The sequence below is a fragment of the Spiribacter salilacus genome (assembly GCF_009649225.1).
In the GTDB taxonomy this organism is placed as follows: Bacteria; Pseudomonadota; Gammaproteobacteria; order Nitrococcales; family Nitrococcaceae; genus Spiribacter; species Spiribacter salilacus.
In genome coordinates, this window is record NZ_WJPP01000004.1 from 79,825 (window position 1) to 103,393 (window position 23,569).

Below are 23,569 nucleotides of genomic sequence, written 5' to 3' on the forward strand. Positions count from 1 at the left end.
AAGATGGGATTTAAATGCGGAATTGTTGGCCTGCCAAACGTGGGCAAGTCTACGCTTTTTAATGCGCTGACGCGTAACGAAATCCCAGCGGAAAATTATCCGTTTTGTACGATTGATCCAAACGTCGGGATTGTTGCGGTGCCTGACCCACGCTTGTCGCAGTTGGCCGCTCTCATTAAGCCGGAGAGCGTGATTCCAACCACGATGGAGTTTGTCGATATTGCCGGCCTTGTTGCCGGCGCCTCACGCGGTGAAGGGCTGGGCAATCAGTTTTTGGGGAATATTCGCGAAACCGATGCCATTGCGCATGTGGTGCGTTGTTTTGAAAGCGACGATGTGCATCATGTAGAAGGCCGTGTCAGTCCAGTTGCCGATATCGAAACGATTAATACCGAATTGCTACTGGCCGATCTTGACTCGGTGGAGCGGGCTATAGAACGCCAAACAAGGCGAGCCAAGGCCGTTGATAAGGTAGCCATTGCGGCACGCGACGCCCTGAAGCAGATTGAGGCAGCACTAAACGAAGGCGTACCCGTGCGTGCGCAGTCGCTAGATGAAACGGCACAGGAGGCCATTGCTGAGCTGCATTTGCTGACCGCGAAGCCGGTTTTGTATGTGGCCAATGTAGCTGAAGATGGTTTTTCAGATAATGCGCTGCTCGATAGCGTGCAGGCCTTGGCAGATAAGGAAGGCGCCCCCGTGGTGCCATTATCGGCCGCCATCGAGGCGGAGCTCGCCCAACTAGAGCCTGATGAGCAAGCAGAGCTGCTTGAAGTCTATGGTTTATCTGAGCCCGGTTTGAATCGCTTGATTCGGAGTGGGTATGGGTTGTTGCAGCTGCTGACCTTCTTTACAGCGGGCCCTAAGGAAGTACGCGCATGGACGGTAGGAGAGGGTGCCACCGCGCCACAAGCTGCTGGGCGTATTCATACGGATTTTGAAAGGGGTTTTATTCGTGCCGAGGTCATCAGCTTTGATGATTACATTGCAGCGGGCAGCGAGCAGGCTGTAAAAGAGGCCGGGCGCATGCGCTTGGAGGGTAAAGACTATCGCATGCAGGAAGGCGATATTTGCCATTTTCGGTTCAACGTCTAAAGCGCGAGTTGACAGTACCCGTTAGGCTCTGGATACTTGCGTCCTTCTTATTTGGCTACGTAGCTCAGCTGGTTAGAGCACATCACTCATAATGATGGGGTCGGTGGTTCGAATCCACCCGTAGCCACCATTTTAGCAACGCTTATTCGGGCAACTCGTTAAAGCCAGATTCTACGAGCGCTTTAAGCGCTGCGGCGGCCGCTTCGGCATCAGCACCGGTTGCGCTGACTCGAAGTTCGCCGCCTTGGCTGGCGGCTAGCATCATTAATCCTAAGATACTTTTTGCATTAGCTACCTGCTGATTATGAGCGATCGTGATTTCAGCACTAAAAGAGGTGGCGGCTGCAACAAGCTTTGCGGCAGCGCGCGCATGCAAGCCGCGTTGGTTAACGATAGCGACGTTGATTTCAATGCACGGGGGCATGTTGAGGAGTAGCCAAAGTAATTCCATCTTCGGCAATGGATAACGCCTTGGCAGCCAAACTATGCGGGCTCAGTGAGGGATAACTCATCACACGCAGTAGCATTGGCAAATTAAGCCCAGTGACCACCGGTGCTTGCTGTTGCTCACCCACCGCAACCGCGATGTTGCAGGGTGTCGCGCCATACGCATCTGTGAGTATCAGTACACCGTCGTACTCCGCTGAAAGCTGATCAGCGGTTTCTAGCGCGCGCTGACGGGCTCTTCCCACGGATTCATTGAGACCTGGCTCAATACATGCCATTGATAGTGGCGGATCGCCCATGATTTCTTCAACGGTCTGCCGCATGGCAGCGCCAAGACCTTGATGGGTGATCAGCAAAATTGCAACGTTCATGGCAGCTCTCGATGCCTAACAGACACCGCAATATGCCCTGACTCTAACTGTTTGGCTAGCCGTTCCACCAAATAAACCGATCGATGTTGGCCGCCGGTACAACCGATGGCAATGGTGAGATAGCTGCGATTTTCCGCTTCAAAGACAGGCAGCCACTCTTTTAAAAATCCGAGCACCTGGCTTTCGTAGCGGCCGACCATGGCATTTCCTGCCAAATACTCCACCACCGGTGCATCTTTACCCGTCATCGCTCTGAGTGCCGCCTGCCAATGCGGGTTAGGCAGACAACGGCTATCAAACACAAAATCTGCATCCGGCGGGGTGCCATGCTTAAAACCAAAAGACTGCAGTAACACAGAGAGTGTGTTGGGGCTTTGCACAAGCCGTTGTCTTACGATTTGTCGCAGCTCGTGCAGTGTTGTGTGCGTGGTGTCCAGCGTCAAATCAGCGCGACCATGAAGCGGCATCAATAAGTCTCGCTCGCCCTGAATGGCCTCGGCAAGGGGGGTGTCTGAGTTGCTTAATGGGTGGCGGCGGCGTGTTTCGGAGAAGCGCTTCAACAAAGTAGGCGTGTCTGCATCTAAAAAAACGATTTCTAATTGAAGCCCTTGGGCTTTGAGTTCATCCAATATTTCTGGAATTCGTGCAAGCTCACTGGGTCGGTTACGCGCATCGATACCCACCGCGTAAGGATTCTCGTCACCCGCCTGCATTAGGTGGGCACCAAACTGTTGCAGTAAGGCGGCTGGAAGGTTGTCGATGCAGTAAAAGCCGCAGTCCTCAAGCGTTGCCAGCGCTACACTTTTGCCGGAGCCAGAAAGGCCACTGATAATGACTAATCGCATGTTGCGTGCCTTGCCATAAGTTTTTCGGTTGCGGTTTTTCCAGGCCTGCCCTGACGCCATTCTTGAGCTGCAATCATGATGAGCGACGCCAACGGACGTGTGGATGAGAACTGAAGGGTCGGAATCGTCAGTCCATGATACGCCACAGGGCACCATTCCTCTATAAGCTGACCGGGCTGTTGTCCGCCTAACTCTATGTGCACTCGCAGTTCAACATCCGTGATTTTAACCAGTGATTTATGACCAAAATGTGTTGCCACGTCGATAATGCCAATGCCACGCAAAAACAGTAAACCGCGTGCGGCCGGCGGCGAAGAACCCTTGGGCATGCCAGTATTGGATTGCGTTACGATAACCGCATCATCTGCGACGAGTTGTTGATTTGCCTTGAGCAGAGCCAAGGCGGTATCGCTTTTACCCGCTCCGGCATCTCCGGTAATAAGAATGCCCACGCCATGCACCCGCATAAGCGTGCCGGAGACTTGTTGGGTTAACCCGTATTTTGGCTCTGCCATTCAATGAGGCTGCCATACAGATCGGTATTGGACCGGCAGGCGCGTAACCGGGCACAAAATGCGGTGTCCCGAAACATCTCAGCAAGGCGAGCTAAGATGCGCAGATGTTCATCATTACTGCTCTCAGGGACCAGTAAAGCGAATATCAGATCGACAGGCTCTTTATCGACGGCATCAAAATCGATGGGCTTATCCAGTCGGATGACGGCCGCCCGTGGCGTTTCGATTGAAGCTCCACGGCTATGCGGCAGCGCCACGCCATGCCCCAACCCTGTGCTCCCTAAGCGCTCGCGCAGCGTTAGGCCCTCGAATATTGTACGGGTGCTTGCGGCATCCAAATCGTCAGTCAGTAATTCACTGAGCAGTTCTAGGCTGCGCTTTTTACTTGTGACGTCAACACCGCAGCGCACCCGTTGTGAATCGATAAGCGTTCCAAGTTCCATATTTACCTAAGGCTCTAAGGTTGGTCCAACACTGCCTTCGGCGCGATGGTGGTCGGTGCGCTTTTCCTTGTGCTTCACCACTTGCCGATCCAGTTTGTCGATCAGTAAGTCAATGGCCGCGTACATGTCCGCTCCCGTGGCATCGGCAAACAAACGCGCCCCACTAAGGGCAACAGTTGCTTCTGCTTTCTGCTCACTGCGCTCAACCGTGAGAATGACATGTACATCGACAACGTTGTCAAAATGTCGCTCCAGGCGCTGAAATTTCTCGGCGACATAATCGCGCAGCGCGTCCGTTACGTCTACATGATGACCGGTAACGTCAATTTTCATAGTAACTCCTTAGCCTCGTTTTCGCTCGGTTGAAGAGGGAATGCCCATGGCTTCTCGGTATTTGGCAACGGTACGTCGAGCAACATGAATGCCTTCTTCTTGCAGAATGTTTGCCAGTTTTGAGTCGCTTAGGGGCTGCTGTGATTTTTCTTGACCAATCAGACGGCGTAGTTTTGCCCTGATTGCTGTTGCTGAGCATGCGCCTCCATCCGCGGTTTGCACATGGCTGGAGAAAAAATACTTAAATTCAAGTGTGCCCTGCGGCGTGTACATGTACTTTTGGTTGGTAATGCGAGAGACCGTTGACTCATGCATATCGATTACCTCCGCCACTTCACGGAGCACAAGGGGCTGCATAGATTCTTCGCCATGCTCAAAAAATGCTTGCTGGCGCTCAACGATGCAGCGTGCCACTTTGAGCAGGGTTTCATCCCGCGAATGTAAGCTTTTAATCAGCCATCTGGCTTCTTGCAGATGCTGTCGCATAAGATTGTTATCGGCACTGTCATCCGCACGTTTAATCATGCCCGCGTAGTAATTGTTTACGCGAAGCCGGGGAGATGCCTCCGGGTTTATCTCAACATTCCAGCGATGATTTTGTTTTCGCACAAAGCAATCAGGCACGACATATTCGGTGCGGGTCTCACTAAATTGCGACCCTGGATGTGGATCCATTTGCTGAATGAGGGTAATTGCACCCTGAAGGGTGTCTTCAGTCACATTCAACTGTTGCTGAAGTTGCTCGAGTTGCTGTTGGCCTAATAGCGCGAGGTGTTCGGTGACGAGCGTGACGGCCTCGCTGCGATAAGGCGTTGACTCAGGCAGTGCCTCTAGCTGAATGCGTAGCGCTTCTTGAGGGCTGCGGGCACCCACCCCAAGCGGGTCAAGATGCTGGATAAAGGCAAGTACCGCGGTCAGTTCGTCAAATTCCACCGCAAAATCGATGGGCAGTGTCGTCGCAATTTCTTCTAAAGGCTCACTGAGATAGCCATTTTCGTTAATTGCATCGAGCACCGCATCAGCAATCGTGAGATCACGTTCGCTCAGCCCGGATAGGGTTAGCTGCCAGCGTAAATGTTCGGTTAGTGACGGCGCAGGTGCCGCTGTGTTCTCCAGTGAATCGATGTCGTGAGATGGTCGGTCGTAGACGGGCCAGCTATCTTGACCTGGCAGCGATTCGCCCATCGTGGCTGCATCAGGTGCGTCTGTTCCTAGGGGGGCCTCTGATGGATCAGTGATGCGTGGGGGTAATTCTTCTGGCGCGTTGTTGTCGAGCACGTGCGCTTCTTCTTCGGCTTCCAACATCAGGTTGGATTCAAGCGCTTCACGAATTTCAAGATTCAGCTCCGCTGCGGGCAACTGCAGTAGGCGAATGGCCTGCTGTAGTTGCGGCGTCATTGTCAGTTGCTGACCAAGCCGGAGCTGTAGGGCGTGTTTCATAGTGTCCAGAGTAACTCCGCCAACGTGAGTTCGGCTAGTCTTAGAGCTGGAAATCCTCTCCAAGATAAACCGCCCTAACTTGAGGGTCTTGCAGGATCTCGGCAGGCTTGCCTTCGCTAATCACCTTTCCGGCACTCAGAATATAAGCGCGATCCACCAGACCTAGTGTTTCGCGCACGTTATGGTCGGTAATCAGCACGCCAATACCCCGTTCAGCTAAATGGCGGACAATGCTTTTGATATCGCCTACTGAAATGGGATCGACGCCAGCGAAGGGCTCGTCTAACAAAATAAAACGTGGATTAGCCGCCAGTGCACGAGCAATTTCAACCCGGCGCCGTTCACCACCAGATAGGCTGATGCCTTGCTGAGTGCGCAGATGCGCGATATTAAACTCGGTGAGCAACGCATCGGCTTGCTGCAGGCGTTCTTGTCTATTGAGGTCTTTACGGGTTTCTAAAATAGCGAGCAGGTTGTCAATTACAGATAACCGACGAAAAACAGAGGCTTCCTGAGGAAGATAGCCAATGCCAAGGCGCGCACGCACATGCATCGGCTCTTTGGTGATGTCGCGATAATTAAGCTCAATGCGCCCTTGGTCAGAACCGATGAGCCCCACGATCATATAAAAACTGGTGGTTTTCCCGGCGCCATTTGGCCCAAGCAGGCCAACAATTTCGCCCGCGCTAACACGCACGCTGACATCATCAACAACCGCAAGGCCGCGATACCTTTTTACGAGGCCATCAGCCTGTAATACCTTAGCGCTCATTCCTCAGACTCTTGCTCCGGAAAGACGGTAACGTTGACACGTCCCGAACCGCCTGCCGAACTCCCGTCAGCAACAGTTCTTCCTTCGGCAACAAAGTGTGTAATGGTCTCTCCAGTGACTTCGTTGTCGCCCTGCCACAGCCGCCCGCCAGAGCGCAAAATAATGCGCTCAGGATTGGCCGCGTAATATTCCATGATGGGCGATTCAGCTCGGCGAGGCGCTCCGCCATCGAGTGGTATATCCCGATAGGTTGCAGGATTTCCCTCAACTTCAATGCGTTGCAGTTCGCGCTCGGAGTCTGTGTAGACGCGCATTACATCACCAGTGATACGCGTATCGTCGCGAGTAAGCACGACGTTACCTCGGTAAATGCTTAAGCCATCGGCATCACTCACCTCGGCTGTGTCAGCCTCAAGCTGCACGGGGCCACGCGTTTGTGCATGGGTGGTTAAACTCATGATGGCAAGTAAAGAAAAAACGAGAATTTGTGCCATTAGGCAAAGCGTTCTAGTCATGTTGTCCTCTTGCTTCATTCAGCAGCTCAGTGCGTTTTTCATCAAGCCAGGCGCGTGCACCAATGGCCGTAATCTCATAGGTTGGGCCGGTTAGGCGAACCGGATCGTTTGTTTCTGCATATTGTGCTTTGGGTTGCAGAAAAAAGCGCTCGCTTGTTAGTTGTCGGGTACCTTCGGGAAGCACCTGAGTCAGTTTGACATTGCCAATAAGCTCGGCTTCTTCGCCACCTGCCCAGCTTTGCCCAATGTCTGCGCTGCCTACCCATGCGGGCTCGTCCTCGGGGTACATGTGCCATTGTGGCTCGTCAATCTGCCACAGGTCTTGGTTTTCAAAATAACGCCCGATGGGTGCTTCTAGTTGAAACTCGGCAACGCCCTTATCGTTGGTACGTAAAATGACAAAATCAGTGGCATAAGCCGTAAGCAGATCTTCTGTCGATTCATCTGCCGGTTCAAGGGCTACCTCGCGCTCCCCAAAACCCCACCATGTCACGGCTAGCATGAACACCAACGCGGCAAATGCGATCATATGTCTAGTCATTACACAACGCCAGCTCGCAATAAGTCGTGCATGTTTAATGCGCCAACCAGGCGGCTATCAGCATCCGCAACTAGCAGTGCGTTAATGCGCTTTTCTTCCATCATGGCTAACGCTTCGGCCGCTAGCTGCTGACGTTCTACGTGACGTGGGTTCGGTGTCATAACCGCCTCGATGGGTGTTTGATGAACATCCACGTTCTTATCAAGCGCGCGGCGTAAGTCACCATCGGTAAAAATACCGAGAATACGTTGGTCATGATCAACAATGGCGGTCATGCCCAGCCCATATCGCGTCATTTCGACCAGCGCATCGGCAAGGCCCGTGCCAGGGTAAACTTGAGGCGTATCGGCGCTGGGGTGCATAAGATCTTCGATTCGCAGCAAAAGGCGGCGGCCTAACCGCCCGCCTGGGTGCGATAGGGCAAAGTCTTCGGCGGTAAAACCCCGGGCTTCGAGCAGTGCAATCGCCAGCGCATCACCCATCGCTAAACTCGCAGTGGTGCTAGCCGTGGGGGCAAGCCCCAGTGGGCAGGCTTCGCGATCTACTGCTACATCAAGATGCACACTCGCTGCGCGAGCGAGTGTTGAACTTGGGTTGCCGGTAATGGCAACCAATGGGATTTGCCGGCGTTTGATAAGCGGAAGCAGTTGATTAACTTCGTCTGTTTCTCCGGAATTCGACAGGGCGATGAGCGTATCGTCAGCGGTGATCATCCCCAAGTCACCATGCCCGGCTTCTCCGGGGTGAACAAAAAATGCGGGTGTGCCGGTGCTAGCTAGGGTGGCGGCTAATTTGCTGCCGATATGGCCGGACTTCCCCATGCCAATTACCACAACGCGCCCTTCGCACTGCAGTAACAAGCGGCAGGCCACAACGAATTGATCATCGATTCGATTTGTCAGTGCGGCAACTGCCGCCGCCTCGGTTTCGATCACAGCACGACCGAGTTTAATGAGGTCTTCGTCCTTGACTGATTCTGTATTCAAACAATCACTCCCCAACTAAGAACAGCAGCGCCTGATAGATTACGTAGCCACCTAATAAGATGGCGGCGTCTGCCCGTCCGAGTTGTCCGCGTTGGCCAAATCGGCGCCCCAGCACGAGTATGGCTAATAAAAACACCACCATGATGCCGTAGTCTCGGATCAGACTCACGCCCGAAAAAGAAAATGGCTGCACCAGTGCGGCAATTCCTAGCACGCCAAGCAGGTTGAAAATACAAGACCCAATGATGTTGCCAATCGCAAGATCGTTATGCCCACGACGCACGCTGGCAATACCCGCTGCCAGCTCGGGCAGGCTGGTGCCGATTGCTACAATGGATAAGCCAATCACGAGCTCACTCACGCCAATCAAGCGCGCAAGCCCGCTGGCGGACCAAACAAGCCCTTGCGAGCTGATTAACAATACGGTGAGCCCGCCTACTAGCCAAAATAATAAAATGCGCATGGGCTGTTCGGCGGTGGCCGGGTTTTCCAGTTGCGCGTCTTGCACCATGTCTGCATGCCCTCGTTTTGCCTCAATAAAAAGCCAAATCAAAACACCAACCATGCCGGTTAGCAGCACAACCCCATCTAGGCGGGAAAAGTGCTGATTGACCATTAAGAGCGCAACGCCGGCTGTTACGAGTAGTAGCAGACGGTATTCCCGCTCCAGTATGCGCTGAGGCAGTAATATCGGGGCGATAAGGGCGGTAATGCCAAGAATAAGCCCAATATTCGCGATATTGGAACCAAGCGCATTGCCAAGTGCAATGCCTGGGCTGCCCTCGTAGGCCGCCAAAGCAGACACCATCATTTCTGGCAAAGAGGTGCCAATGCCAATCACAAAAATGCCAATGAGTAACGAAGAGACACCGAGTCGGCCCGCTGCCGTGGCCGCCGCATCAATAAATCGATCGGCGCTCCACGTTAGAAAGCCCAGCGAGCCGACTAACACAACCAGTAACAGGGGCAGTTGAGTGTTAAACAAAAAATACGCTCCTTGATGCGTTTGCGCACCATACTGCCTGATCGGTATTTGACGCTACTGTCAGCGTGGCTGATACTCCATCCGCATGGCTCGCTCAGCAACAATTACACCATTAATTGATATTAAGGGATTAGTTTTTTCCCGTGGGCAGCGGCGTTTGTTTAGCGGAATTGATATTACCGTTGAGCAAGGCGAGGTCGTGGCAATTATGGGGCCCAGCGGAACGGGAAAGACAACCCTTTTGCGACTCATTGGCGGGCAGCTTCGGGCTGATGCGGGATCCGTTAAAGTTGCTGGTGAAGAGGTTGGCGAGCTTTCGCGCCGTGATCTTTATCGACTGCGGCGACGAATGGGTGTGCTGTTTCAAAGCGGGGCGCTGTTCACCGACATGACTTGCTATGAGAACGTGGCATTCCCATTAAGAGAGCACACGAATTTGCCTGAGGCACTCATTTATCATGTGGTGTTGATGAAGTTACAAACGGTGGGGTTGCGCGGCGCGCGAGATCTTTACCCCGCGGAGCTATCTGGCGGTATGGCGCGGCGCGTTTCACTTGCGCGGGCCTTAGCGATGGATCCTGAGCTGATGCTTTACGATGAGCCTTTTGCTGGGCAAGACCCCATCTCGATGGGAGCCTTAACGCAGGCAATTCGCCAGCTCAATGATGCGCTTGGTATCACCAGTATCATCGTTTCTCACGACGTGGGGGAAACACTCAGCATTGCCGATCGAGTGTATGTGATTTCTGAGGAGCAGGTGGTTGCTTGCGGCACGCCTGATGAGCTGAAAAATAGCGATTCAGCGTGGGTTCAGCAATTTATTCAGGCACTGCCAGATGGGCCGGTGCCGTTTCATTATCCGGCAGCTGATTTGGATGATGAGTTGCGCTCAAGGCCGTATAAATGACGGGTTTATTGCAGCGTTTAGGGGCCGCAACCCTTAACAACGTGGCAACTTTAGGTCGGGCTGCCTGTTTTTTTGGGCGAATTTTGCGTGGCCTTGATGAACTGGCTCGCCGCCCCGGGTTGCTGGTGCATCAGGTTTATTCAGTTGGCGTTTTAACGCTAGTTATTATTGTCGTTTCAGGCCTGTTTGTGGGCATGGTGCTTGGGCTACAAGGCTATTACACGCTGGTCGATTTTGGTGCTGAAGAGTCGCTCGGCGTGCTAGTGGCGCTCACACTCACTCGAGAGCTAGGCCCTGTTGTTACCGCCCTGTTATTTGCTGGGCGGGCGGGCTCGGCGCTAACGGCTGAGATCGGATTAATGAAGGCAACCGAACAGCTTGCTGGCATGGAGATGATGGCGGTTGATCCTGAAAGACGGGTGATGGCCCCGCGTTTGATTGCCGCGGTGATCTCTTTACCATTGCTTGCCACATTATTTACGTTGCTCGCCATTTTTGGCGCTTATGGCGTTGCCACGGCCATGCTCGGTATTGATGGTGGTGCATTTTGGTCGCAAATGCAGGCACAGGTTAGTTTTACTGATGATGTGCTCAATGGCCTGATTAAAAGCGTTGCCTTTGGTGTGGTTGCCGGGTGGATAGCCGTTTTTAACGGCTACGATTGCATGCCGACCTCGCAGGGCGTTAGTCGGGCGACGACAAGAACGGTGGTGGTGACGTCACTCATCGTATTGGGTCTGGATTTTGTGCTCACGGCACTGATGTTTGATTAACGGAGGGTTTATCCGGTGGTTAATACACGGAGTATCGAGATAGCAGTAGGCGCCTTCGTTGTTGCAGGATGTGCGGCGCTGTTTGTGTTGGCCATGCAGGTGAGCAATATCACCGCTTTCCAGCGGGCTGAAGGCTATACAGTTGTCGGTTATTTTCAAAACGTTGGCGGGTTGCGTGAGCGCGCGCCGGTCAGTCTCGGTGGTGTTCAAATTGGTCGGGTTACGGCTATTGAGCTAGACCAGTCTCGGCTAGAAGCGCGTGTCGAGATGACTATCTCAGCCGATTATGATGATTTGCCGAGTGACTCATCAGGCAGCATCCGTACATCGGGTTTGTTGGGCGAGCAGTATGTCTCGTTAGAGCCGGGCGGCATGCCAGATGCGCTTAAAGAGGGATCTGAACTGCTGGTTACGCAATCGGCGTTGGTGTTAGAAGATGTGGTGGGCCGATTCATCTTTAATCAGTCGGCAGGCGATGAAAGTGAGTGACACGCTTGCGCTTGAGAAGGCCTCAGCAGGGCGATTTGTGTTGCGGGGTGATCTGCGTGCAGACAACGTGGCGGCGCTACTACCCCAACTGCCGGTAACCGCAGATCGCTGCAAGCTCGATTTGGCTCAAGTTAAAAATGTTGATAGCGCTGGACTGGCTCTATTGCTGGAATGGCAGTTGCGATTACAGGCAGCGGGTGGCGGTCTTTTGTTGCAAAGTGCGCCGGATCAGCTGATTCGACTCGCTCAAATCAGCAGCGTTGATACAATACTGGGACTGTCAATTAACGACTCACGGGATGCTAAAGAAAATGATGGAGCCTGATGCGATTCGTGCCTTGTTGGAGGCCGGCTTAAATAGCGCACAAGTTGAGGTGATTGGTGATGGGCGGCATTTCCAGGCCCGCATCATTTCACCTGATTTTGAAAACCTTCCTTTAATTAAGCGGCATCGAATGGTTTATGACCTATTGCAAGCGCATATCGACAGTGATGTGTTGCATGCGATCTCGATGCGTACATTAACGCCTGCGCAAGCCGCGGCAGAACAGGACTGATTGAGTGGAAAAACTGCTTATTCGCGGTGGCAGACGCATCGATGGAGATATTCGGATCTCAGGTGCAAAAAACGCTGCCTTGCCGATCATGGCTGCGACCCTGCTGGCTGATGGCCCAAGTGTGATCGGTAATATCCCAGACTTGCATGACATCACGACCACCATGGAGCTTTTGGGTCGGATGGGTGTAGGGCTAACGGTTGATGAGCGGATGCAGGTCGAAATTGATCCGAGCACGATTAATAACTGTCACGCGCCGTATGAACTGGTCAAAACCATGCGCGCTTCTATTTTGGTTTTAGGGCCGTTACTTGCACGCTATGGCGAAGCCGACGTCTCTTTACCCGGCGGCTGCGCAATTGGAACTCGGCCGGTCAATCTTCATGTTGAGGGTCTACGTGCGCTTGGCGCGGAGATCGTGGTTGAAAACGGTTATATCCGTGCACGCTGCAAGCGGCTTAAAGGGGCGCGGCTGGTGATGGATCTGGTCACAGTCACCGGCACAGAAAACCTGATGATGGCGGCCACTCTAGCTGAGGGCACGACAGTTATTGAAAACGCCGCGCGCGAACCCGAAGTGGTGGACCTGGCCAATTGCCTGAATGCGATGGGTGCTCGGGTCAGTGGCGCGGGCACGGATAGCATCACCATTGAGGGCGTTAAACGAATGCATGGCGCGCATTATCGGGTGCTGCCAGATCGTATTGAAACGGGCACTTTTTTAGTGGCTGCGGCGATGACTAGTGGACGAATTTGGGTTAAAGATACCGCCCCGCGATTGCTAGATTCGGTGATTGGCAAGCTGCGTGAAGCAGGGGCTGAGATAGAGACCGGTGATGATTGGATTAAGCTGGATATGCAAGGGCGAAGAGCACAGTCCGTTAGCGTAAGAACAGCCCCTTACCCGGCGTTTCCAACGGATATGCAGGCGCAGTTTTGTGCCATGAACGCGGTGGCCAACGGCGTTGGAATGGTCACCGAAACGGTCTTTGAAAATCGCTTTATGCATGTTCAAGAAATTCAGCGGATGGGCGCTGATGTCCGGCTTGAAGGGCACACCGCCATTAGCACAGGTGTGGAGCGGTTAACCGGCGCACCGGTGATGGCAACAGATTTGCGTGCCTCAGCCAGTCTTGTTTTAGCGGGTTTGGTGGGTGAGGGTGAGACGCAGGTCGATCGGATCTATCACATCGATCGCGGCTACGAATGTATCGAGGAAAAGCTGGCGCAGCTCGGTGCCGACATTCAGCGTATGCCAGGAGAACCGTCTCGTGCCGCAAGCTGAGCCAATCACCCTTGCCTTATCGAAAGGCCGCATCCTAGAGCAGACGTTGCCACTGCTGGCACCGTTAGGCATTGAACCGCTGGAAGACCCTGAAAAGAGCCGGCAATTGCTTATTCCAACGCGCCGTGACGATGTTCGCCTGATTATCGTGCGGGCTACCGATGTGCCGACGTATGTCGCTTACGGTGGTGCCGACCTGGGCGTAGCGGGCAAAGACGTACTGATGGAACAGGGTGGCCATGGGCTATACGAGCCTGTAGATCTGCGTATTGCGCGATGTCGGCTTATGGTGGCAGGCCCGCCAGACACCGACCTTGAACGTCGTCGACTGCGAGTGGCCACTAAATTCGTCAATATCACCCGGCGTTATTTTGCCGCTCGGGGCAGGCAGGTCGATTTAATTAAGCTGTATGGTTCGATGGAGCTTGCACCCATGGTTGGGCTAGCCGATGTGATTGTGGACCTGGTCGATACGGGGAACACCCTAAAAGCGAACGGGTTGGCGCCTTTAGAATGTATTGCGGATATAAGCGCGCGGCTTGTGGTCAATAAGACATCGATGAAACTGCGCCATCAGGCGCTCAAGCCAATGATCAGTCAAATCGCAGAAAGTGTGGAGTAAGCGTTGGATATTCGCAGACTAAGTACAACCCAGCCAGATTTTCAGGCACAGCTTGCCGCGTTAACGAACTGGGATGATGGCGCCACTCATGCGGTGGAGTCTGCTGTTTCCGATATTTTAAAACGCGTGCGGAGCGAGGGTGATCAGGCGTTGTTGTATTACAGCAAGACGCTGGATAACTACCCGGTCGATACCGTTGCCCAGCTTGAGGTTAGCCAAGCGCGTTGCCAGGCCGCGCTCGAAGCGCTCGATCCGGCTGATCGTGAGGCGCTTGAGCAGGCGGCGGCGCGCGTGCGTGACTACCATCAGCATCAGCGCACCACGTCTTGGCAGCGTGAGGAGTCTGACGGCACCGTGTTAGGCCAGCAGGTCACGCCGCTTGAGCGTGTGGGTATTTATGTGCCGGGCGGCAAGGCGGCATACCCCTCGTCAGTGCTGATGAACGCCATTCCCGCTGATGTGGCGGGGGTGGGCGAGATTGTGATGGTAGCGCCGGCACCTGGGGGTGAGATCAGCCCCATGGTACTAGCGGCTGCGGCGGTTGCCCGGGTAGATCGATTATTTCTTTTAGGTGGTGCGCATGCAATTGCGGCCTTGGCCTATGGCACGAAAACCGTGCCTGCGGTCGATAAAATTGTTGGCCCTGGTAATGCCTATGTGGCAGAGGCAAAGCGTCGAGTTTTTGGCCATGTTGGTATTGATATGGTGGCAGGGCCTTCAGAGATTTTGGTTATCTGTGATGGGCAGACGGATCCAGAGTGGACGGCAATGGATCTTTTCTCTCAGGCCGAACACGATGAAGATGCGCGTGCCTTATTGGTATGCCCCGAGGCGCGTTACCTAGATGATGTGCAAGCTACGATGGAGCGTTTGCTGCCGCAAATGGAGCGCTCCGAAATTATTCGTGAGTCCTTATCTCGGCGGGGTGCGTTAATTTGCGTGAGAGATTTGGCTGAAGCAGCTGAGGTTGCCAATGCGATTGCCCCCGAGCATCTTGAGTTATCGGTTATCGAGCCTGAGCGCTTGGCAGCCAGAATCCACCATGCCGGTGCCATCTTTTTAGGTCGCTATACACCAGAGGCGATTGGCGATTATTGTGCTGGGCCAAGTCATGTTTTGCCGACTTCGCGCACCGCTCGGTTTGCCTCGCCATTGGGTGTGTATGACTTTCAGAAGGTCACTAGCCTAATTCACTGCAGTGAAGCGGGCGCAGATTCCCTCAGTCGAATTGCCGCGCGTCTTGCGTATGCTGAAGGCCTTACTGCGCATGCTCGCTCCGCTGAGTATCGTCAAAAGTAGGCGCCTTATCGGGGTTGTTGCAGCTGAGTGGGGCGCTCGCCGATGGTGATTTCCCATTCAAGCGTCTCGCCATCACGTAGTCCACTGAGTACCAAGTTGCTACCGGGTTTTTTGGCAGCCACCCGGTTGAGCAAATCGTTAACATCCTCAATTCGCTGATCGTCTAAATGGGTGATGAGATCATCAGCAGTCAGCCCTGCCTGATCCGCAGGGCCCTGCGGCATGACACCGGCCACCAAGACGCCAGTCGTGGGGTCAAGCACATCTTGAATTTGGACGCCGATCCAGCCGCGAACAACGCGGCCGTTCTCGATAATTCCATTCAACACATTGGCCGCTAAATCGGCGGGAATCGCAAACCCAATACCCATTGAACCGCCCGATTGACTGAAGATGGCGGTATTAATGCCGATAATTTCACCGCTGGCATTAACGAGTGCTCCGCCCGAATTTCCAGGGTTAATGGCCGCATCGGTTTGAATGAAATTCTCAAACGTAGTCAGGCCAAGCTGTGATCGACCGGTGGCGCTGATAATGCCCTGCGTTACCGTTTGCCCAACCCCAAACGGATTACCGATGGCAAACACCACATCACCCACCCGCAGTTGGGTGGAAGTTGAAAGGCTGGCATTTGGCAAATTAGCCAGCTCAATCTTTAAGACGGCAAGGTCTGACTCAGGATCGGAGCCCACCAGCGTTGCCGCTGTATCTCGCCCGTCGGCAAGTAACACCTGAATTTGCTCAGCACCCGTTACAACATGGTAATTCGTCAGTATATGGCCATCATTGCTCAAAATAACGCCTGAGCCCAGTGAGGTATTAAGACGCGGATCATCGAGTAAGGGGCCGCCACGAAAGAACTCATCCAATGCCGGATCATCAGAGATGGCATTGCGCGGATCGCGGCTGCGAGTGGCGGTATAGATATTGACAACAGAGGGTGCGGCTAAGGCAACCGCATCCGCATAGGAGAGCGGCTCTGCAGAAGGCTCTGTGTCTGGGTTGCGCTCGAGCAGCTGAGGGGCAAACCAGACCAAGGTAACGGCTACAACGGTGCCAACCAATGCGTAACTTAAGACAAACCGAATGAAAGAGCGTGTTGTCATCCCATATACTCACAGCGAAAAGGTCTGAGGAAACGTAATGGTACAGCTTACGACACTCACTGATTATCTTGCTGAAATTTTGCAGCCAGAGACCGTTGAGGATTACTGCCCGAATGGCTTGCAGGTGGAGGGGCGTGCCGCAGTCCAACGCCTGGTAACGGGGGTAACGGCCAGTCAGCGGTTTATTGACGCGGCAATTGAGGCAAAGGCGGATGCTATCCTCGTTCATCATGGTTTTTTCTGGAAAGGCGAGCCGGCCCCAATTACCGGCATGAAAGGCCAACGCTTGCAGCGATTAATTCGGGCTGATGTTTCGGTGCTGGCTTATCATTTGCCGCTTGATATTCATCGTCGTTTTGGCAATAACGCCTGTCTTGCTGAAGGGCTGGGGATTCGCGTTGAGCCACCCCTCAGCGCGGGGGGTGTGCCAGATTTGTTATGGCATGGCCGATTGGCAGCGCCGGTAACGCCGGCCGAGCTTGCCGACAGGCTTCAATTGCACCTTAATCGCTTGCCGCTACGCATCGCTTCAGAGCCAAAGCAGATTCAACATATCGCTTGGTGCAGTGGCGGTGGGCAAAAGTTTCTGCCCGCGGCGGCGGCATTGGGTGTGCAGGCGTATATTAGCGGCGAGATTTCTGAGCCGACCACCCATGAAGCCCGAGAGCTGGGCGTTCACTATTTTGCGGCAGGGCATCATGCAACAGAGCGCGGTGGCGTGCAGGCGTTGGGTGCGCATTTGGCTGAGCATTTCGGGATTGATCATCAGTTTATTGATGATGACAATCCGGCATAACGAAAACGTGGGTTCATAAGGCGGTTTGGCTTGACGGGAAGGGCTGAATGTTAGATTCTATGGGGCGAAAAAGGGCGTCTAAGTAGGGCCCTTTCAAGCGGTGTTTTGGCAGCTAACAAAGCGCCTTGCACTATAGATTAGTACCCATGCAGGGGAAGGTTGATGTCCCAAGAAGGCGCAAATAAGAGTCGTCGTCGTTTTTTAACTGGTGCCGTCTCAGTAGTCGGTGGTGCCGGTGCAGCTGCTGTGGCTGTGCCATTTCTTGCTTACTGGAATCCTAGCGCAACAACGCGCGCGGCGGGTGCCCCGGTGGAGGTAGACACAAGCACGTTAGAGCCTGGCCAGCGCGTAGATACCTCGTGGCGCGGGCAGCCCGTATGGGTCATTCGCCGATCTGAAAAGGCCATTGAGAATTTAAATGAGTTAGAGCCTCAGCTGCGCGACCCCAATTCTGATGTTGAGTCGCAGCAGCCTGCTTACGCGCGCAACATCCATCGTTCCATCGACCCTGAGTTTTTGGTCGTGGTGCCAATTTGCACGCATTTAGGATGTATTCCGTCCTTTATGCCGCAGCCAGGGTCACTCAGTGCAGACTGGCTGGGTGGTTTTTTCTGCCCATGCCATGGGTCGCGCTTTGACATGGCTGGGCGGGTTTACTCCGGTGTGCCCGCACCCACTAATCTCCCGATCCCACCATATCGCATGGCTGAGGACGGTCTTATCGTCATTGGCGAGGATGAGGAGGCTGCATAGCATGAGCGACGCAACAACAACGAAAGCAACGGGCGGCCTATTAGGCTGGGTAGATGCACGCTTTCCTCTGACCAAGATGTGGAATGAGCACATCGCCGAGTACTACGCGCCCAAAAACTTCAACTTTTGGTATTACTTCGGTTCGCTTGCTCTGATTGTGTTGGTCAACCAGTTGCTAACGGGTATTTGGTTGACGATGAACTACAACCCCTCGGCTGAGGGGGCGTTTGCTTCTGTTGAGTACATCATGCGTGATGTGGAATGGGGTTGGCTGATTCGGTACATGCACTCGACGGGCGCCTCTGCATTTTTTGTGGTGGTGTACCTGCATATGTTTCGAGCGCTGATGTACGGCTCGTATCAAAAGCCGCGTGAACTTATTTGGATCTTCGGCATGATTATTTATCTGCTGTTAATGGCCGAAGCATTTATGGGTTACCTGCTGCCCTGGGGCCAGATGTCGTTTTGGGGTGCTCAGGTCATCATTTCCTTATTTGGTGCTATTCCCGGCGTGGGTGAGCAACTAGCGCTATGGATTCGTGGCGATTACAACATTTCGGGCGTTACCTTAAACCGATTCTTCGCGCTGCACGTGGTGGCCCTACCCCTGGCACTCGTTGGCTTAGTGGTTTTCCATATTCTCGCTTTGCATGAGGTGGGTTCTAACAACCCAGACGGCGTTGATATCAAGAAAAACAAAGATGCAAGCGGCAAGCCGAAAGATGGTATTCCGTTCCATCCGTACTACACGGTTAAAGATACTTTCGGGTTAGGTGTGTTTTTGATTTTCTTTGCCGCTGTTGTGTTCTTTGCGCCAGAGATGGGTGGGTTATTCCTAGAGCCACCCAATTTTGAGCCGGCAAACCCACTGCAAACACCAGAGCACATTGCACCTGTATGGTATTTCACCGCGTTCTATTCCGTCTTGCGTGCGGTGCCAGATAAGTTCGGCGGCGTGGTATTGATGGGCCTAGCCATCTTTATGCTATTCCTGTTGCCTTGGATTGATCGCGGAAAAGTGCGCTCCATCCGGTATCGCGGTTTGGGTCATAAAATTGCGCTGGGGCTTTTTGCTGCCGCCTTTGTCATCCTGAGCTACTTGGGTCTTAAGGCCCCGTCAGACATTATTGTCGGGCTCACGGTTACCCTGTGGGCGCAGATTTGGACAGCTGTGTATTTTGGCTTCTTTGTGTTCTTGTACGTTTATACGGCGTTCGGATTTGAGCGAACCAAGCCAGTGCCGGAGAGAGTGACCGACTGATGAAAAAAACCGCTCTAGCTTTACTGTTACTGCTTGCCTCTGGCGTGGCTTTTGGGGCTGGTGGATATGCAGACCTGATGAAAGCACGGGTCGACGTATCCGATGAAGCGTCTTTGCAAAGAGGTGCGGCCTTATTTACCAATCTTTGCATCAGTTGCCATTCTGCCAAGTATGTACGCTGGAATGCCCTGCCAGATGCCTTGGGCGTTTCGATGGAGATGGTGGAAGATAACCTGATCTACGGCTCTTATCAGGAAGGCAATATGATGCGGGCTGCCATGCGTGAGGCCGATGCTGAGCGCTGGTTTGGGGCCGCGGCGCCCGATTTATCGTTAACAGCGCGTTCGCGTGGTGCTGATTGGGTTTACACCTATTTGAATAGTTTTTATCGTGATCCCGACGCCAGTTCAGGGTGGAACAACACGCTGCTTGTGAATTCTTCCATGCCGCACGTGATGTGGACGCTGCAAGGTGTGCCAGAAGCCAAGTTCGAAGAAGTGGGGGATGAAATCCAAGTGGCCGGCATTCGGGTGCCAGAACAGCAGGCCGGTATGCTTTCAGAAGAAGAATTTCACCAGGCTACTCGAGATATCACAAACTTTATGGCCTTTTTGGCTGAACCGGTGCGCGCCAAACGGCAGGAAATTGGCGTTTGGGTAATTGGGTTTTTGGTGATCTTCACTTTCCTTGCGTATCTGTTAAAGCGCGAATACTGGAGGGATATCCACTGAGTCGCTCTAGCCAGCAGCCAGCTGAGGCCGTAGTCTCCCTCAGCCAGCGGTCTACGATGGGACTGTATACAGATGCCGCAAGCGCAGATAGCCATCGGGTGCGCCTTGTGCTTGCTGAAAAGGGTATCTCGGTTGAGATTGTCGAGGTATCTCCAACCGGCCCACAGCCAGAAGATTTGCTTTGGCTGAATCCCTACGGCGAAACGCCAACGCTGGTTGACCGAGAGCTTGCTTTATACGATGCGCGCGTGATTTGTGAGTATTTAGATGAGCGATTTCCGCATCCACCACTCATGCCCATCGATCCGGTTTCTCGGGCCAAAGCAAAACTAGTGATTTCTCGGGTTGAGCGTGATTGGTATCGGCTTCTTGAATTACTTGAGCGGCAGGATAAGCGTAAGCGGCCTGCGGCTCGACGTGAATTGTCAGAGGGGCTTACGGCAAGCGCAGATATTTTTGAAACGGGCACCCCGTTTTTTCTGAGTGAAGAGCTCAGCATGATGGATTGTGCACTAGCGCCCTTGCTATGGCGGTTGCCATTTTATGGTGTTGATCTGCCTGAAGAAGCTGCGCCCATTGTGGCTTACGGTGAGCGATTATTTGAGCGAGAAGCCTTTCAGCTCAGTCTCACGGAGGCCGAGCGGGCAATGCGGCCTGCCTGATGACGCCCAGCCGTCCTTATTTGCTCCGCGCACTGCATGAATGGATCGTTGATAACGGTCTTACCCCGCATTTATTGATTAACGTGATGGGAGAAGGCGTTAATGCGCCGCAAGAGTTTGCGGAGGGCGGCAGGTTGGTTTTGAATATCTCCCCAAGTGCCGTTGGCAGTCTTACGCTTGGCAATGAGTTCGTCGAACTCAGTGCCCGCTTCGGTGGCGTCCCGCACCAGGTGACCGTGCCGATTGCGGAGGTACTTGCTATTTATGCGCGTGAAAACGGCCGTGGCATGGTGTTTAGCGAAGAAGAGGGTGACCCACCGCCACCCGCGCCGAGTCGCCCCGGGTTACGCGTTGTTAAATAATGTTCTGTCGATTAAATCGCACAGGCAATGAATAACCACCAAATGAATCTCTTGAATACGCGCCGTTATGTTTGAAGGGGCCCGTATTTCAACGTCTTCATCCCCAAGTTTAAGCGCCATCGCCCCCCCATCACGGCCGGTAAGGGCAACTACGCTGGCGCCGCGTTCATGGGCAGCCTCGATTGCCCGCAATACATTGGCGCTATTACCGCTGGTGCTAATCGCAAGAATGACATCCCCTGGGTGTGCTAGCGCTGAAATTTGGCGGGCAAAAATCTCTTCAAAGCGATAATCATTAGCAATTGAAGTAACGGTTGAGCTATCCGTGGTTAGCGCAATGGCGGGTAATCCAGGGCGTTCCATCTCAAAGCGGTTTAGTAGTTCAGAGGAAAAATGTTGAGCGTCTCCTGCTGATCCCCCATTGCCGCAGCTTAAAATACGCCCATCGCTCTGTAGACAATGGGCCATCAAATGCCCCGCGGCCGCAATGGCAGGACTCAGCTGTTCCATCGCTTGAGTTTTGGCCTGAATGCTTTCGCGAAAAATGTGTTGAATTCGATCGGTATCTTTCATGGCCCCTCCCGGCTCACCTAGTCATCTGCTCTGAATGCATCCGCAATCCAGTTGATTTGCCCTTGGCCATCAATTGCCACCACGTCGAAACGGGCCGGCATATCGTACCGCTGGCGCTGCAAATAGGCACTAGCTGCAGCGATTAATCGCTGACGTTTGCTGCGCGTAATACTTTCTATGCCATCGCCATAGGCCGTGTTGCTTCGCGCACGCACCTCGACAAACACGAGTTCATCGGCATGTTGCATGATGAGATCAATTTCGCCGCGACGAATTTGAAAGTTTCTTGTGATCAATGTTAGCCCCTGCTGCTCAAGATGCTGTAGCGCTTGATCTTCGGCCTGGTCGCCGATTGCTCTGGGTAATTGTGTCATGGGAGTTGATCGAGAAGGCGTGAAAGCGTGCCGTTACGAACCTCAACCGGTTCAAGCCGACGCTGGATAATGCCTTGTTTGTTAACGTGTAATGAGCCCGTGGCACCCGAGTAGTTCAGGCCAGGCTGCTCCTTGAGGATGTGAATGAGTTTCGCTAAGTGCAAGGCGTCGATACCAAGCGCCTCGAGCCGACCAATTTGATTGGCCTCCTGTCCCTCGCTGACAAGCTCAGCATAGGCAGCGGCCGCTGATGCCGGCATCGCGTTGGGAATGAGCCAAGGCATTTCAGCAAAAATTAGGCCTTCAAAGTCACTCTCAACATCTCCGCTACCACCGGGAAATGCCGATGCGGGCGCAAGGACGGGAAGATCAAGTCCATCGTGGAAACGAATTTGTGGAATGAGTACCTGAGCCGCGTTCGGCCTGGCCGCAATAAAAAGCGCGTCGGCATCGCTGCGTCGTTTTGGCTCGGTCTTCAGTCGAATATTAAGCAACGATTCAAGGCGCTCGGTTCGTTGGTCGGCATCATCAATATTCAATATTGCTCGTATTGGCCCAGATAGGTCATCTTGGTTGCTTGGGTAGCGCTGCGTCTCAAGCGCTGTGCCTCCGCCCTCGTGCAAGGCGCTAACAAACGCATCGGTCACACGTTCGCTCCATTCATCATCGCCTGCCAAAATAGCGATTTGTTGATAACCGAGCGCGAGGGCAGTAGACGCGGTGGCTGCTGCTTCATCCTCGGGCGCTAACCCAAATTGGAAAACGTTTGGAGACGGGCTTGAAGATGGCGGGTCGATGCGATTAAGCGCAAGCAACGGCGTGGTGATTTCTGCCCCGCTTAGCACAGATTCCACGGCGGTTTTGCTCAATGGCCCAAGCACGATTTCTGCACCACCGGCAACGGCTTCTCGGTAGCCTGCGGCCGGGGCGAGGCCATTTGCTCCAACATCAATAAAGCGAATGGCTATGGGTCTTTGTTCTGCATTGCTGCTGTAGTAGGCGGCTAAGAATCCCATTTGAATGCGGCGACTAGGGCCAGATAGATCACCGCTGAGCGGCAGCAACAGGGCAACCTGCTTGACGGGGGCATACGCGTAGCGATGCATGGCCTGGATACGGGTAATTAAAAGCTCGCTCACTCCTTTGGTATTGCCTTGCTCACGCCATTCGGCGATGCCTTGTGCGGCGCCGTCAAGTGCTAATAATCGGGGTCGGACGGCCAGCGCTAGTGCTTGCCAAGCTGACAAATCGGCCGGCCAGGTTTCTGATTCGGCCTGCATGAGCTGGTCTAAAGGGATTGCCTGTAAATCTTTCCAGAGCAGCGCCTCAGCGCGCAGACGCTGCTGGGGAGAACGTGCCGCTTGCAATGCCTCCCACTGAGAGCGTAGCGCCTGATCAGTTTGTCCACGATCTCGCTGTGCGGCCGCAATGCTTGCCCAGTAGCGTCCTTGTAAGCGCGCTGGCAGTTGACCATCGAGTCGATTGGCAAGCGTTTGCAACTGCTGGTCGGCGGATGACTCATTCGCTAAGATTTGCGCTTCTAGCAAGAGGTCTTCTGAGCGCGCGCCTCTGAATTCCTGAGCTGCCATACGCAGTAGGGTGATGGCGGCGCTCAGATCATCGTTGCTAAGCGCAACTTCCGCTGCCGTGATGCGCGGAGAATCAGCCGGGTCGCGCGGCCCCTCTCGCTCTTGCATGCTAAGCGGCGCACAAGCAGAAATGCCAAGTACT

The 23,569-nt window shown here is 53.8% G+C and carries 31 protein-coding genes and 1 tRNA gene; 16 read left to right on the top strand and 16 right to left on the bottom strand.

The window, feature by feature from the left end:
• Positions 1-3: 3 nt before the first annotated feature.
• A complete protein-coding gene (gene ychF, locus GH984_RS07920) occupies positions 4-1,095 on the top strand; it encodes a redox-regulated ATPase YchF (protein ID WP_153719685.1) in 1,092 nt (363 codons plus the stop codon).
• Between the two features lie 53 nt (positions 1,096-1,148).
• Positions 1,149-1,225: transfer RNA gene (locus GH984_RS07925), tRNA-Met, on the top strand.
• Positions 1,226-1,237: 12 nt separating this feature from the next.
• Here GH984_RS07925 and GH984_RS07930 read toward each other — a convergent pair.
• From GH984_RS07930 to GH984_RS07985, 12 genes are read right to left on the bottom strand one after another with little or no spacing between them, the layout of a single operon-like run.
• On the bottom strand, positions 1,238-1,519 hold the full coding sequence (locus GH984_RS07930) for an HPr family phosphocarrier protein (protein ID WP_153719686.1): 282 nt from the start codon (positions 1,517-1,519) through the stop codon (positions 1,238-1,240).
• Positions 1,503-1,913 (bottom strand): PTS sugar transporter subunit IIA, encoded by a 411-nt coding sequence (locus tag GH984_RS07935; protein WP_153719687.1) that lies wholly within the window; start codon positions 1,911-1,913, stop codon positions 1,503-1,505. The genes GH984_RS07930 and GH984_RS07935 overlap by 17 nt, the downstream gene beginning before the upstream one ends.
• Positions 1,910-2,758, bottom strand: coding sequence for an RNase adapter RapZ (gene rapZ / locus GH984_RS07940; RefSeq protein WP_153719688.1), 849 nt, complete (start codon positions 2,756-2,758; stop codon positions 1,910-1,912). The genes GH984_RS07935 and rapZ overlap by 4 nt, the downstream gene beginning before the upstream one ends.
• Entirely contained in the window at positions 2,749-3,273 is a 525-nt protein-coding gene (locus GH984_RS07945; RefSeq protein ID WP_153719689.1) for a hypothetical protein, read from the bottom strand. Before GH984_RS07945 ends, rapZ begins: the two co-directional genes overlap by 10 nt.
• Positions 3,249-3,716, bottom strand: coding sequence for a PTS sugar transporter subunit IIA (locus GH984_RS07950; protein ID WP_153719690.1), 468 nt, complete (start codon positions 3,714-3,716; stop codon positions 3,249-3,251). Before GH984_RS07950 ends, GH984_RS07945 begins: the two co-directional genes overlap by 25 nt.
• 6 nt (positions 3,717-3,722) lie before the next feature.
• The gene (gene hpf, locus GH984_RS07955; protein WP_153719691.1) at positions 3,723-4,049 is read right to left on the bottom strand and encodes a ribosome hibernation-promoting factor, HPF/YfiA family; all 327 of its coding nucleotides are present in this window, start codon (positions 4,047-4,049) and stop codon (positions 3,723-3,725) included.
• 9 nt (positions 4,050-4,058) lie between these two features.
• A complete protein-coding gene (locus tag GH984_RS07960) occupies positions 4,059-5,489 on the bottom strand; it encodes an RNA polymerase factor sigma-54 (protein ID WP_153719692.1) in 1,431 nt (476 codons plus the stop codon).
• A 40-nt stretch (positions 5,490-5,529) separates the two neighbouring features.
• On the bottom strand, positions 5,530-6,261 hold the full coding sequence (lptB, locus tag GH984_RS07965) for an LPS export ABC transporter ATP-binding protein (protein WP_153719693.1): 732 nt from the start codon (positions 6,259-6,261) through the stop codon (positions 5,530-5,532).
• Positions 6,258-6,776 (bottom strand): lipopolysaccharide transport periplasmic protein LptA, encoded by a 519-nt coding sequence (lptA, locus tag GH984_RS07970; protein ID WP_172973202.1) that lies wholly within the window; start codon positions 6,774-6,776, stop codon positions 6,258-6,260. Before lptA ends, lptB begins: the two co-directional genes overlap by 4 nt.
• Positions 6,769-7,317, bottom strand: a complete 549-nt coding sequence (gene lptC / locus GH984_RS07975) for an LPS export ABC transporter periplasmic protein LptC (RefSeq protein WP_153719695.1) — start codon at positions 7,315-7,317, stop codon at positions 6,769-6,771. Before lptC ends, lptA begins: the two co-directional genes overlap by 8 nt.
• The gene (locus GH984_RS07980) at positions 7,317-8,303 is read right to left on the bottom strand and encodes a KpsF/GutQ family sugar-phosphate isomerase (protein ID WP_253939178.1); all 987 of its coding nucleotides are present in this window, start codon (positions 8,301-8,303) and stop codon (positions 7,317-7,319) included. The genes lptC and GH984_RS07980 overlap by 1 nt, the downstream gene beginning before the upstream one ends.
• Positions 8,304-8,307: 4 nt before the next feature.
• Positions 8,308-9,288 carry a calcium/sodium antiporter gene (locus GH984_RS07985; protein ID WP_253939179.1) on the bottom strand — a complete coding sequence of 327 codons (981 nt, stop codon included), beginning with the start codon at positions 9,286-9,288 and terminating at the stop codon, positions 8,308-8,310.
• 85 nt (positions 9,289-9,373) lie between these two features.
• Between GH984_RS07985 and GH984_RS07990 the strand changes: the two genes are divergently transcribed.
• Genes GH984_RS07990 through hisD form a run of 8 tightly spaced genes read left to right on the top strand, consistent with a single transcriptional unit; the run spans position 9,374 to position 15,220 of the window.
• Positions 9,374-10,195, top strand: coding sequence for an ABC transporter ATP-binding protein (locus GH984_RS07990; RefSeq protein ID WP_153719697.1), 822 nt, complete (start codon positions 9,374-9,376; stop codon positions 10,193-10,195).
• Positions 10,192-10,968, top strand: coding sequence for a lipid asymmetry maintenance ABC transporter permease subunit MlaE (mlaE, locus tag GH984_RS07995; protein ID WP_153719698.1), 777 nt, complete (start codon positions 10,192-10,194; stop codon positions 10,966-10,968). The genes GH984_RS07990 and mlaE overlap by 4 nt, the downstream gene beginning before the upstream one ends.
• Before the next feature lie 15 nt (positions 10,969-10,983).
• Positions 10,984-11,457: an outer membrane lipid asymmetry maintenance protein MlaD gene (gene mlaD / locus GH984_RS08000; RefSeq protein WP_369692003.1), complete on the top strand. Its 474-nt coding sequence runs from the start codon at positions 10,984-10,986 to the stop codon at positions 11,455-11,457.
• Positions 11,450-11,782, top strand: coding sequence for an STAS domain-containing protein (locus GH984_RS08005; protein WP_172973203.1), 333 nt, complete (start codon positions 11,450-11,452; stop codon positions 11,780-11,782). The genes mlaD and GH984_RS08005 overlap by 8 nt, the downstream gene beginning before the upstream one ends.
• Complete coding sequence (locus GH984_RS08010; RefSeq protein ID WP_253939181.1) at positions 11,769-12,014, top strand: BolA family protein; 246 nt, start codon at positions 11,769-11,771, stop codon at positions 12,012-12,014. Before GH984_RS08005 ends, GH984_RS08010 begins: the two co-directional genes overlap by 14 nt.
• 4 nt (positions 12,015-12,018) lie before the next feature.
• Positions 12,019-13,299 (top strand): UDP-N-acetylglucosamine 1-carboxyvinyltransferase, encoded by a 1,281-nt coding sequence (gene murA, locus GH984_RS08015; RefSeq protein ID WP_369692004.1) that lies wholly within the window; start codon positions 12,019-12,021, stop codon positions 13,297-13,299.
• Entirely contained in the window at positions 13,286-13,921 is a 636-nt protein-coding gene (gene hisG, locus GH984_RS08020; RefSeq protein ID WP_369692005.1) for an ATP phosphoribosyltransferase, read from the top strand. Before murA ends, hisG begins: the two co-directional genes overlap by 14 nt.
• 3 nt (positions 13,922-13,924) lie before the next feature.
• A complete protein-coding gene (gene hisD / locus GH984_RS08025; protein WP_153719700.1) occupies positions 13,925-15,220 on the top strand; it encodes a histidinol dehydrogenase in 1,296 nt (431 codons plus the stop codon).
• A 5-nt stretch (positions 15,221-15,225) separates the two neighbouring features.
• Here hisD and GH984_RS08030 read toward each other — a convergent pair whose 3' ends face one another.
• On the bottom strand, positions 15,226-16,326 hold the full coding sequence (locus GH984_RS08030; RefSeq protein WP_153719701.1) for a S1C family serine protease: 1,101 nt from the start codon (positions 16,324-16,326) through the stop codon (positions 15,226-15,228).
• A gap of 37 nt (positions 16,327-16,363) precedes the next feature.
• Between GH984_RS08030 and GH984_RS08035 the strand changes: the two genes are divergently transcribed.
• From GH984_RS08035 to GH984_RS08060, 6 genes are all read left to right on the top strand, one after another.
• Entirely contained in the window at positions 16,364-17,122 is a 759-nt protein-coding gene (locus tag GH984_RS08035; protein ID WP_153719702.1) for a Nif3-like dinuclear metal center hexameric protein, read from the top strand.
• A gap of 162 nt (positions 17,123-17,284) precedes the next feature.
• Positions 17,285-17,875: a ubiquinol-cytochrome c reductase iron-sulfur subunit gene (gene petA, locus GH984_RS08040; RefSeq protein ID WP_153719703.1), complete on the top strand. Its 591-nt coding sequence runs from the start codon at positions 17,285-17,287 to the stop codon at positions 17,873-17,875.
• A gap of 1 nt (position 17,876) precedes the next feature.
• A complete protein-coding gene (locus GH984_RS08045) occupies positions 17,877-19,136 on the top strand; it encodes a cytochrome b (RefSeq protein ID WP_153719704.1) in 1,260 nt (419 codons plus the stop codon).
• On the top strand, positions 19,136-19,867 hold the full coding sequence (locus tag GH984_RS08050) for a cytochrome c1 (RefSeq protein ID WP_153719705.1): 732 nt from the start codon (positions 19,136-19,138) through the stop codon (positions 19,865-19,867). The genes GH984_RS08045 and GH984_RS08050 overlap by 1 nt, the downstream gene beginning before the upstream one ends.
• 56 nt (positions 19,868-19,923) lie before the next feature.
• Positions 19,924-20,529 (top strand): glutathione S-transferase N-terminal domain-containing protein, encoded by a 606-nt coding sequence (locus GH984_RS08055; RefSeq protein ID WP_153719706.1) that lies wholly within the window; start codon positions 19,924-19,926, stop codon positions 20,527-20,529.
• A complete protein-coding gene (locus GH984_RS08060) occupies positions 20,529-20,891 on the top strand; it encodes a ClpXP protease specificity-enhancing factor (RefSeq protein WP_153719707.1) in 363 nt (120 codons plus the stop codon). Before GH984_RS08055 ends, GH984_RS08060 begins: the two co-directional genes overlap by 1 nt.
• On the opposite strand, the gene GH984_RS08065 is transcribed toward GH984_RS08060, so the two are convergent.
• Genes GH984_RS08065 through GH984_RS08075 form a run of 3 tightly spaced genes read right to left on the bottom strand, consistent with a single transcriptional unit; the run spans position 20,874 to position 23,535 of the window.
• Entirely contained in the window at positions 20,874-21,464 is a 591-nt protein-coding gene (locus GH984_RS08065) for a phosphoheptose isomerase (RefSeq protein WP_153719708.1), read from the bottom strand. The genes GH984_RS08060 and GH984_RS08065 overlap by 18 nt on opposite strands.
• 17 nt (positions 21,465-21,481) lie before the next feature.
• Positions 21,482-21,838 (bottom strand): YraN family protein, encoded by a 357-nt coding sequence (locus GH984_RS08070; protein ID WP_153719709.1) that lies wholly within the window; start codon positions 21,836-21,838, stop codon positions 21,482-21,484.
• Positions 21,835-23,535 carry a penicillin-binding protein activator gene (locus GH984_RS08075; protein ID WP_153719710.1) on the bottom strand — a complete coding sequence of 567 codons (1,701 nt, stop codon included), beginning with the start codon at positions 23,533-23,535 and terminating at the stop codon, positions 21,835-21,837. Before GH984_RS08075 ends, GH984_RS08070 begins: the two co-directional genes overlap by 4 nt.
• Positions 23,536-23,569 lie beyond the last annotated feature (34 nt).

Coding starts and splice junctions, on each gene's coding strand:
- ychF (WP_153719685.1), top strand. CDS start 4: ATGGGATTTAAATGCGGAATTGTTGGCCTGCCAAACGTGGGCAAGTCT.
- GH984_RS07930 (WP_153719686.1), bottom strand. CDS start 1,519: ATGCCCCCGTGCATTGAAATCAACGTCGCTATCGTTAACCAACGCGGC.
- GH984_RS07935 (WP_153719687.1), bottom strand. CDS start 1,913: ATGAACGTTGCAATTTTGCTGATCACCCATCAAGGTCTTGGCGCTGCC.
- rapZ (WP_153719688.1), bottom strand. CDS start 2,758: ATGCGATTAGTCATTATCAGTGGCCTTTCTGGCTCCGGCAAAAGTGTA.
- GH984_RS07945 (WP_153719689.1), bottom strand. CDS start 3,273: ATGGCAGAGCCAAAATACGGGTTAACCCAACAAGTCTCCGGCACGCTT.
- GH984_RS07950 (WP_153719690.1), bottom strand. CDS start 3,716: ATGGAACTTGGAACGCTTATCGATTCACAACGGGTGCGCTGCGGTGTT.
- hpf (WP_153719691.1), bottom strand. CDS start 4,049: ATGAAAATTGACGTTACCGGTCATCATGTAGACGTAACGGACGCGCTG.
- GH984_RS07960 (WP_153719692.1), bottom strand. CDS start 5,489: ATGAAACACGCCCTACAGCTCCGGCTTGGTCAGCAACTGACAATGACG.
- lptB (WP_153719693.1), bottom strand. CDS start 6,261: ATGAGCGCTAAGGTATTACAGGCTGATGGCCTCGTAAAAAGGTATCGC.
- lptA (WP_172973202.1), bottom strand. CDS start 6,776: ATGACTAGAACGCTTTGCCTAATGGCACAAATTCTCGTTTTTTCTTTA.
- lptC (WP_153719695.1), bottom strand. CDS start 7,317: ATGACTAGACATATGATCGCATTTGCCGCGTTGGTGTTCATGCTAGCC.
- GH984_RS07990 (WP_153719697.1), top strand. CDS start 9,374: ATGGCTCGCTCAGCAACAATTACACCATTAATTGATATTAAGGGATTA.
- mlaE (WP_153719698.1), top strand. CDS start 10,192: ATGACGGGTTTATTGCAGCGTTTAGGGGCCGCAACCCTTAACAACGTG.
- GH984_RS08010 (WP_253939181.1), top strand. CDS start 11,769: ATGATGGAGCCTGATGCGATTCGTGCCTTGTTGGAGGCCGGCTTAAAT.
- GH984_RS08030 (WP_153719701.1), bottom strand. CDS start 16,326: ATGACAACACGCTCTTTCATTCGGTTTGTCTTAAGTTACGCATTGGTT.
- GH984_RS08035 (WP_153719702.1), top strand. CDS start 16,364: ATGGTACAGCTTACGACACTCACTGATTATCTTGCTGAAATTTTGCAG.
- petA (WP_153719703.1), top strand. CDS start 17,285: ATGTCCCAAGAAGGCGCAAATAAGAGTCGTCGTCGTTTTTTAACTGGT.
- GH984_RS08045 (WP_153719704.1), top strand. CDS start 17,877: ATGAGCGACGCAACAACAACGAAAGCAACGGGCGGCCTATTAGGCTGG.
- GH984_RS08050 (WP_153719705.1), top strand. CDS start 19,136: ATGAAAAAAACCGCTCTAGCTTTACTGTTACTGCTTGCCTCTGGCGTG.
- GH984_RS08055 (WP_153719706.1), top strand. CDS start 19,924: ATGGGACTGTATACAGATGCCGCAAGCGCAGATAGCCATCGGGTGCGC.
- GH984_RS08060 (WP_153719707.1), top strand. CDS start 20,529: ATGACGCCCAGCCGTCCTTATTTGCTCCGCGCACTGCATGAATGGATC.
- GH984_RS08065 (WP_153719708.1), bottom strand. CDS start 21,464: ATGAAAGATACCGATCGAATTCAACACATTTTTCGCGAAAGCATTCAG.
- GH984_RS08070 (WP_153719709.1), bottom strand. CDS start 21,838: ATGACACAATTACCCAGAGCAATCGGCGACCAGGCCGAAGATCAAGCG.
- GH984_RS08075 (WP_153719710.1), bottom strand. CDS start 23,535: ATGCAAGAGCGAGAGGGGCCGCGCGACCCGGCTGATTCTCCGCGCATC.